Here is a 5,565-nt window from a genome sequence, read left to right as displayed (position 1 = left end):
CGCGGCGGGGCTGCGCGCCCTGGAGGACCCGCCGTGGAACCCCCCGGCCGGCCCCTTCGACCGCGCCCGCTCCCTCCTCCTCGCGGCGGGCCACCCCCCGTACCGCCCGCACGACAACAGGCTCACGAGCCCGGACGGCACCCGCCAGCTCCGCATGGACCGGGAGGGCACGTGGTACGCGTACGAGTCCGAACCGGGCGCGGAGGACTGGTGGCCACGCGGCACCGCCTCGAAGGACCCGACGGTGGCCCTTCAGAGCGCGGGGCCCGAGCGCGACGAGGAGGAGGACGACTGGGCGGACCCGTACGCCTGACCACCCCGTTCGCACCCGGACCCGTCTCCTCCTTCGGGGCTCCCCGCCCGCAGTGGCGACGTCAGAGCTGCGACGCGCCTCCGTCGACAGGGAACTCCGCGCCCGTCGAGAAGGTCGCGCCGAACGCCAGGTACGCCGCCGCCGAGGCCACTTCCTCGCACGTCCCGAGCCGCCGCATCGGGATGGTGCTCCGGTAGGTGTCCTTCATCGTCTCGGCGACGTCCGCGGGCACGGCGCGGTCCAGGACGCCTGTGTCGGTCGGGCCGGGGCTCACGGCATTGACGCGCACGCCGCGCGGCAGCAACTCGCGGGCCAGGGTGCGCGTCATCGACCGCAGGGCCGCCTTGCTCGCCGCGTAGACGCCGAGTGCGTCCAGACCGAGGACGTTCACCACCGACGTGGTGAGGACCACGCCGCTTCCCTCCCGCAACAGCGGCGCCAGGGCCTGCACCGTGAAGTACGCGCCCTTGGTGTTGATGTCGAACAGCGCGTCGTACATCTCCTCCGTCACCGCGTCCAACGGCGCGGACGCGGTGACACCGGCGTTCACGAACAGCGCGTCCACCGCGCCGAAACGCTCCTGGACCGTGCCGGACAGCGCCTTGATGTCCGCCAGGGAGGCGGCGTCGCTGCGGACGCCGACCGCTTTGTCCCCCAGTCGCTCCAGCGCCGCGTCCAGGGCGGACCGGTCGCGGCCGGTGATCAGTACGTGCGCGCCACCCCGCGCGAAGAGGCGGGCGGTGGCCAGGCCGATACCGCTGCTGCCACCCGTGATCACGATCTTCTTGTCGTCGTAAGGAGTCATGCTCCCAGCCAAACGGCCACCGGCACTCCGCGTCCAAGACCTGTTCGGCATGCCGTCATACGCCTGACGCATGACGGCATGCGTACGCTTGGCGGATGGACCTCGACCTGCGGCTCGTGCGCTATTTCACGGTCGTGGCGGAGTACGGCAACTTCGGCCGGGCCGCCACCACGCTGCATGTGGCGCAGCCGTCGCTGAGCCGCCAGATCCAGCGCTTGGAGGCTCAGCTCGGTGTCCGGCTCCTCGACCGGTCGCCGCAGGGCAGCAGCCTCACCGACGCGGGGCGGGCCTTCCTTCCCCGGGCCCGGGTCCTGCTGCGGGAGGCCGAGGAGGCCGCTCGCGCGGCCAGAGCCGCTGTGCGGCCCGGTACGGTCACCGTCGGCTGCGGCGAGGGCCTGGTCATCACCGCCTGTACGCAGGAACTGCGTCGCCGGCACCCCGAGGTCCGGGTCCGTGCCCGCCACCTCGACTGGCGGGACACGCGCGCTCTCGCCGAGGGGCGGGTCGACGCGCTCGTCGCGTACCGGCCCCTGCCGTTCCCCGCGGGCGACTTCAGGGTGACCACGCTCCACGAGGAACCGAGAGTGCTCGTCACCTCGTCGAGTCATCCTCTGGCGCACGAGGAAGCGGTCGGTCTGCGGGCTCTGTCGGACGAGGAACTGGTGTCCTGCGTCAGCACTCCGGTGGTCTGGAGCACGCCCAGACCGGCCGGCGACCGCCCGGCGCCCCCTCCGCCCTCCGCCGACGACAGCTACGAGGACAAGCTGGAGCTCGTCGCCACCGGCCACTGCGTGGCGCTCTTTCCCGCCGGCGACCGACGCGCCGCCGTGCGCAAGGGCATCGCGCTCGTACCCGTCATCGACGCCGACCCCTGCGAGGTCGTCCTCGCCACGCGCGCCGACGACCCGAACCCGCTGCTCGGCTCCCTCGAAGAGGTCGCGCGGGCCTTGCTCGGCCCGGACTCCTGGCGGGAGGGCGCGCTGCCGGTCGGCTGACCCGGCGCGGCGGTGTCTTCGCGCGACGCATCGAACCTCTCGCTGCGCCCCACGACCCCACGCCGGCCTCACCCGGGGCCGCGCCTCACGCCCCCGCGCCGGCCTCACCCCCCGGCCGCGCCTCAGACCTCCGTATAAGCCCCCGCCGCGATGTCCTCCAGCAGCGTCGGCCCGCTCGGGGTCCAGTTCAGCAGGTCGCGGGTGGCGGTGCTGTCCCCGGTCAGGGTCTGCCCGAAGAAGTGGCTGACGAAGCCGAAGTGCTTCTCCGCGTCCTCGGGGTCGATCGGGACGACCGGCAGTCCGAGCGCGGCGCCGATGGCTTCGGCGATCGCCTTGGTGGGGACGGTCTGTTCGGCGACCGCGTGCAGCCGGGTGCCCGCGGGGGCGGACTCCAGGCCGAGCCGGATGAGACGGGCCGCGTCGCTCACGTGCACCGCCGACCACGTCTGCGTACCGTCCCCGATGTAGCCCGAGACGCCGTTCTCGCGCGCCGCCGCGGTCAGGAAGTTGACGAACCCCCAGTCCCCGCGCCCGTGCACACTCGGTGCGAAGCGCACCGCGAGGGAGCGGATGCCGCGCGACACCGCGTCCAGGGCGAGGTTCTCCGAACCGCCCCGGTCCGCGTCGGGCCCCACGGCGGGCGAGGCGTCGGATTCGAGCACCGGGCGGCCCGCGACGATGTCCGAGAGGCCGTTGGCGATCACGAAGGGCTTCGTCGAGCCCGCGAGCGCGTCGAGCATCGCTTCGACGGCGAGCCGTTCGGCGCGGTCGGTGCCCTTCGGGTCCGCCCAGTCGTGCTTGTTGGCCAGGTGGACGACGGCGTCCGCCCCGGCGGCGCCGCGCCGCAGCGAGCCGAGGTCGTCGAGGTCGCCGCGCAGCGCCTCCGCCCCCTTCGCGGCGAGCGAGTCCGCCGACTCGTCCGAGCGGGCGAGGCCGACGACCTCGTACTCGTGCCGCAGCAGTTCGTCCACGGTCGCCGAACCGATCCAGCCGGTCGCACCTGTCACGAAAACGCGCATCACGCGCTTCCCCTTTCCGCCCTCGCGGGCGATGACCCGCCCTCGCGGACGGAGCGCGGGCGGCTTCGCCCGCATTTACGAGTCACCGTGTATTGAAAAGGTAGCACGGCCGCCCCGCGCGGGCCACGTGATCGCTTCGCGTGACCGTGGCGCGTGATCGTCACGGCGGGTGCGGGAACCGCGTCGATGATCTTGCGGGGGACTCCCCGAACCCGTGTCTCTCCGTGTCCGCCTCAGGGGCGGCTCGTTCCCCGTGTGCTGTATCCAGCTACTTTCCGAAGACGGGTGAAACGCGTGAACCACAAGACGAGGAAGACCGTGCGCTCCACGGTCGTGGCCTTCGCCGCCGCGACCGCGCTCGCGGCGACGCTGCCCACGGGCAACGCCTACGCCATCGACCACATCCCCTGCCGCGCCGGTGAGAACTACCTCAAGATCTGGTCGCACCTCAACGGCAAGGACAGCGTCGACTGCTACGCCAACAAGGGGAAGATCTCCTTCGGCAACTGGTGGGTCGACCGCATCTCCACCGGCAACAACGACCTCATCTACAGCGACGCCAACGGTGACTCCGTGCGCGTGAACCGCTGGACCGACATCACTTACCCGAACCGGCCCCCGAAGGTCTCGTACATCGAGATCCTCTGACGGGACGAAAGGGCGGGGCCGCCGTGCCGACGGCGGCCCCGCCCGCCCCGAAAGGCCCCTCCTCGGTGCCCCGAAAAGCCAACGAACCGCCGCCCCCGCCCCCCTGCCGGTGTCTGATTCTCGCCTGTCCGCGGTAAATGCGTGGACTGCGCGCCTTGCGTGACGCGAGACTTCCGCTTTCCGAACGACGGGGAGTGAGATGGGTACAACGGACACACAGGAGACGAAGCCGCCGGGCAGGAGCGCCGTCCTGCTGGCACTGCGCCACTACGCCCTGGAACTGCGACGACAGCGCGCCCTGGCGGTGCCCGCGCTCCTGCTGCCCGCGCTCGGCAACATCGGCATCCGCTACGTCGGCCCGCTGCTGGTCGCCAAGCTCGCCGGGCAGGCCGCCGACGAGCGCGGGCTCTCTCTCGGCCGGGCGGCGCCCTACATCATCGGCTTCGGCCTGACGCTGCTGCTCGCCGAGGTGCTGTGGCGCATCGGGGTGCACTGCCTCAACCGGGTCGAGGCGCGCGGCATGGAGCACCTCTACGTCCGGGGCATGGACGAACTCCTCGCCAAGGACCCGGCGTTCTTCCACGACAACTTCGCGGGCTCCTTGACCAAGCGCGTCCTCAGCTACGGCAAGCGCTTCGAGGACGTCGTCGACACGCTGCTGTGGAACGTCCTCGGCAACCTCGTGCCGCTGCTCTTCGGCGCGGTGGTGCTGTGGCTCTACGAACCGCTCCTCGTCGTCGGCCTCGTGCTGATGATCACGTGCACGGCCACGGCGGCGGTCCCGTTGATCCGGCGCAGGCAACGCATCGTCAACGACCGTGAAGCGGCCATCGCCCGCGTCTCGGGACACGTCGCCGACAGCCTCACCAACATGGAGACCATCCGCGCCTTCGGCGCCGAGGACAGGGAGGCCGGGGAGCACCGCGAGCGGGTCGCCGAGTCGCGTCGCCTCACCCTGCGCTCGTGGGACTAGGGCGTGTCCGTAAAGTCGGTGGGTCGTTGTTCTGTTCGTGGTGCGACGGCATGAATTGACGGATGAGGCGTGGGCGTTGATCGCTCCGTTGTTGGTGCCGGGCCGGATGGGGCGGCCGGTGCGGGACAGGCGTCAGGTGGTGAACGGGATCTTGTGGAAGCTGTCCACGGGGGCTGCCTGGCGTGACCTGCCCGAGCGGTACGGGCCGTGGAAGACGGTCTACGAGCGTTTCCGTCACTGGTCGGCCGACGGCACCTGGGAGCGGCTGCTGGCTCATGTCCAGCAGCACTCGGACGCGGTGGGTGAGGTCGACTGGACGCTGGTCTGCGTGGACTCGACGACGGTGCGGGCGCATCAGCACGCGGCCGGGGCCCGAAAAAGGGGCAGGTCCGGCCCGGTGAGGCGATCGGCCGGTCCCGCGGCGGGCTGACCACGAAGATCCACCTCGCCTGCGACGGGAACGGCCGCCCGCTGGCCTTCACCCTGACCGCCGGGAACGTCAACGACTGCACCCAGTTCGAAGCCGTCATGGCCGGCATCCGCATCAACCGGCCGGGCCCGGGCCGCCCCAGGACCCGGCCCGAACGCGTCGCGGCGGACAAGGGCTACTCGTCCCGGAAAATCCGCGCCTACCTTCGCAAGCGAGGCATCAAGAGCACGATCCCGGAACGACTCGACCAGATCAACGGCCGCCTCAGCAGGGGCGAGAGGCTGTGCGGCCTCGACCGTGCCGCCTACCGGCGCCGCAACCTCGTCGAACGCTGCTTCAGCAAACTCAAGCAGAACAAAGCCCTCGCCACCCGCTACGACAA

At 71.4% G+C, this 5,565-nt stretch carries 5 protein-coding genes and 2 pseudogenes; 5 read left to right on the top strand and 2 right to left on the bottom strand.

Annotated elements, in window-relative coordinates:
- Positions 1-313, top strand: a pseudogene (locus G3I42_RS15605) (hypothetical protein); the annotation flags it as partial.
- A 61-nt stretch (positions 314-374) separates the two neighbouring features.
- Here the strand turns inward: G3I42_RS15605 and G3I42_RS15600 are convergent.
- On the bottom strand, positions 375-1,118 hold the full coding sequence (locus G3I42_RS15600) for an SDR family oxidoreductase (RefSeq protein ID WP_164286414.1): 744 nt from the start codon (positions 1,116-1,118) through the stop codon (positions 375-377).
- 95 nt (positions 1,119-1,213) lie between these two features.
- Between G3I42_RS15600 and G3I42_RS15595 the strand changes: the two genes are divergently transcribed.
- The gene (locus G3I42_RS15595) at positions 1,214-2,113 is read left to right on the top strand and encodes a LysR family transcriptional regulator (RefSeq protein ID WP_164286412.1); all 900 of its coding nucleotides are present in this window, start codon (positions 1,214-1,216) and stop codon (positions 2,111-2,113) included.
- 122 nt (positions 2,114-2,235) lie between these two features.
- On the opposite strand, the gene G3I42_RS15590 is transcribed toward G3I42_RS15595, so the two are convergent.
- A complete protein-coding gene (locus G3I42_RS15590; protein ID WP_164286410.1) occupies positions 2,236-3,132 on the bottom strand; it encodes an SDR family oxidoreductase in 897 nt (298 codons plus the stop codon).
- Positions 3,133-3,426: 294 nt separating this feature from the next.
- On the opposite strand from G3I42_RS15590, the gene G3I42_RS15585 reads away from it, so the two are divergent.
- The 3 genes and pseudogenes from G3I42_RS15585 to G3I42_RS15575 form a co-directional block, all read left to right on the top strand.
- Entirely contained in the window at positions 3,427-3,780 is a 354-nt protein-coding gene (locus G3I42_RS15585; RefSeq protein WP_164286408.1) for a beta/gamma crystallin domain-containing protein, read from the top strand.
- Between the two features lie 199 nt (positions 3,781-3,979).
- A pseudogene (locus G3I42_RS15580) lies at positions 3,980-4,750 on the top strand (ABC transporter transmembrane domain-containing protein); the annotation flags it as partial.
- A gap of 40 nt (positions 4,751-4,790) precedes the next feature.
- A protein-coding gene (locus tag G3I42_RS15575) for an IS5 family transposase (protein WP_343244521.1) occupies positions 4,791-5,565 on the top strand; the annotation gives its coding sequence in 2 pieces (ribosomal slippage) (positions 4,791-5,145 and positions 5,145-5,565; 776 coding nt annotated over the 2 pieces). This gene is flagged as partial in the annotation.

It is taken from the genome of Streptomyces sp. SID11385, from assembly GCF_010548245.1.
Taxonomy (GTDB): Bacteria; Actinomycetota; Actinomycetes; order Streptomycetales; family Streptomycetaceae; genus Streptomyces.
The sequence above is the reverse complement of the archived record's forward strand: the minus strand, read 5'-3'. Positions and strand labels throughout refer to the sequence as shown.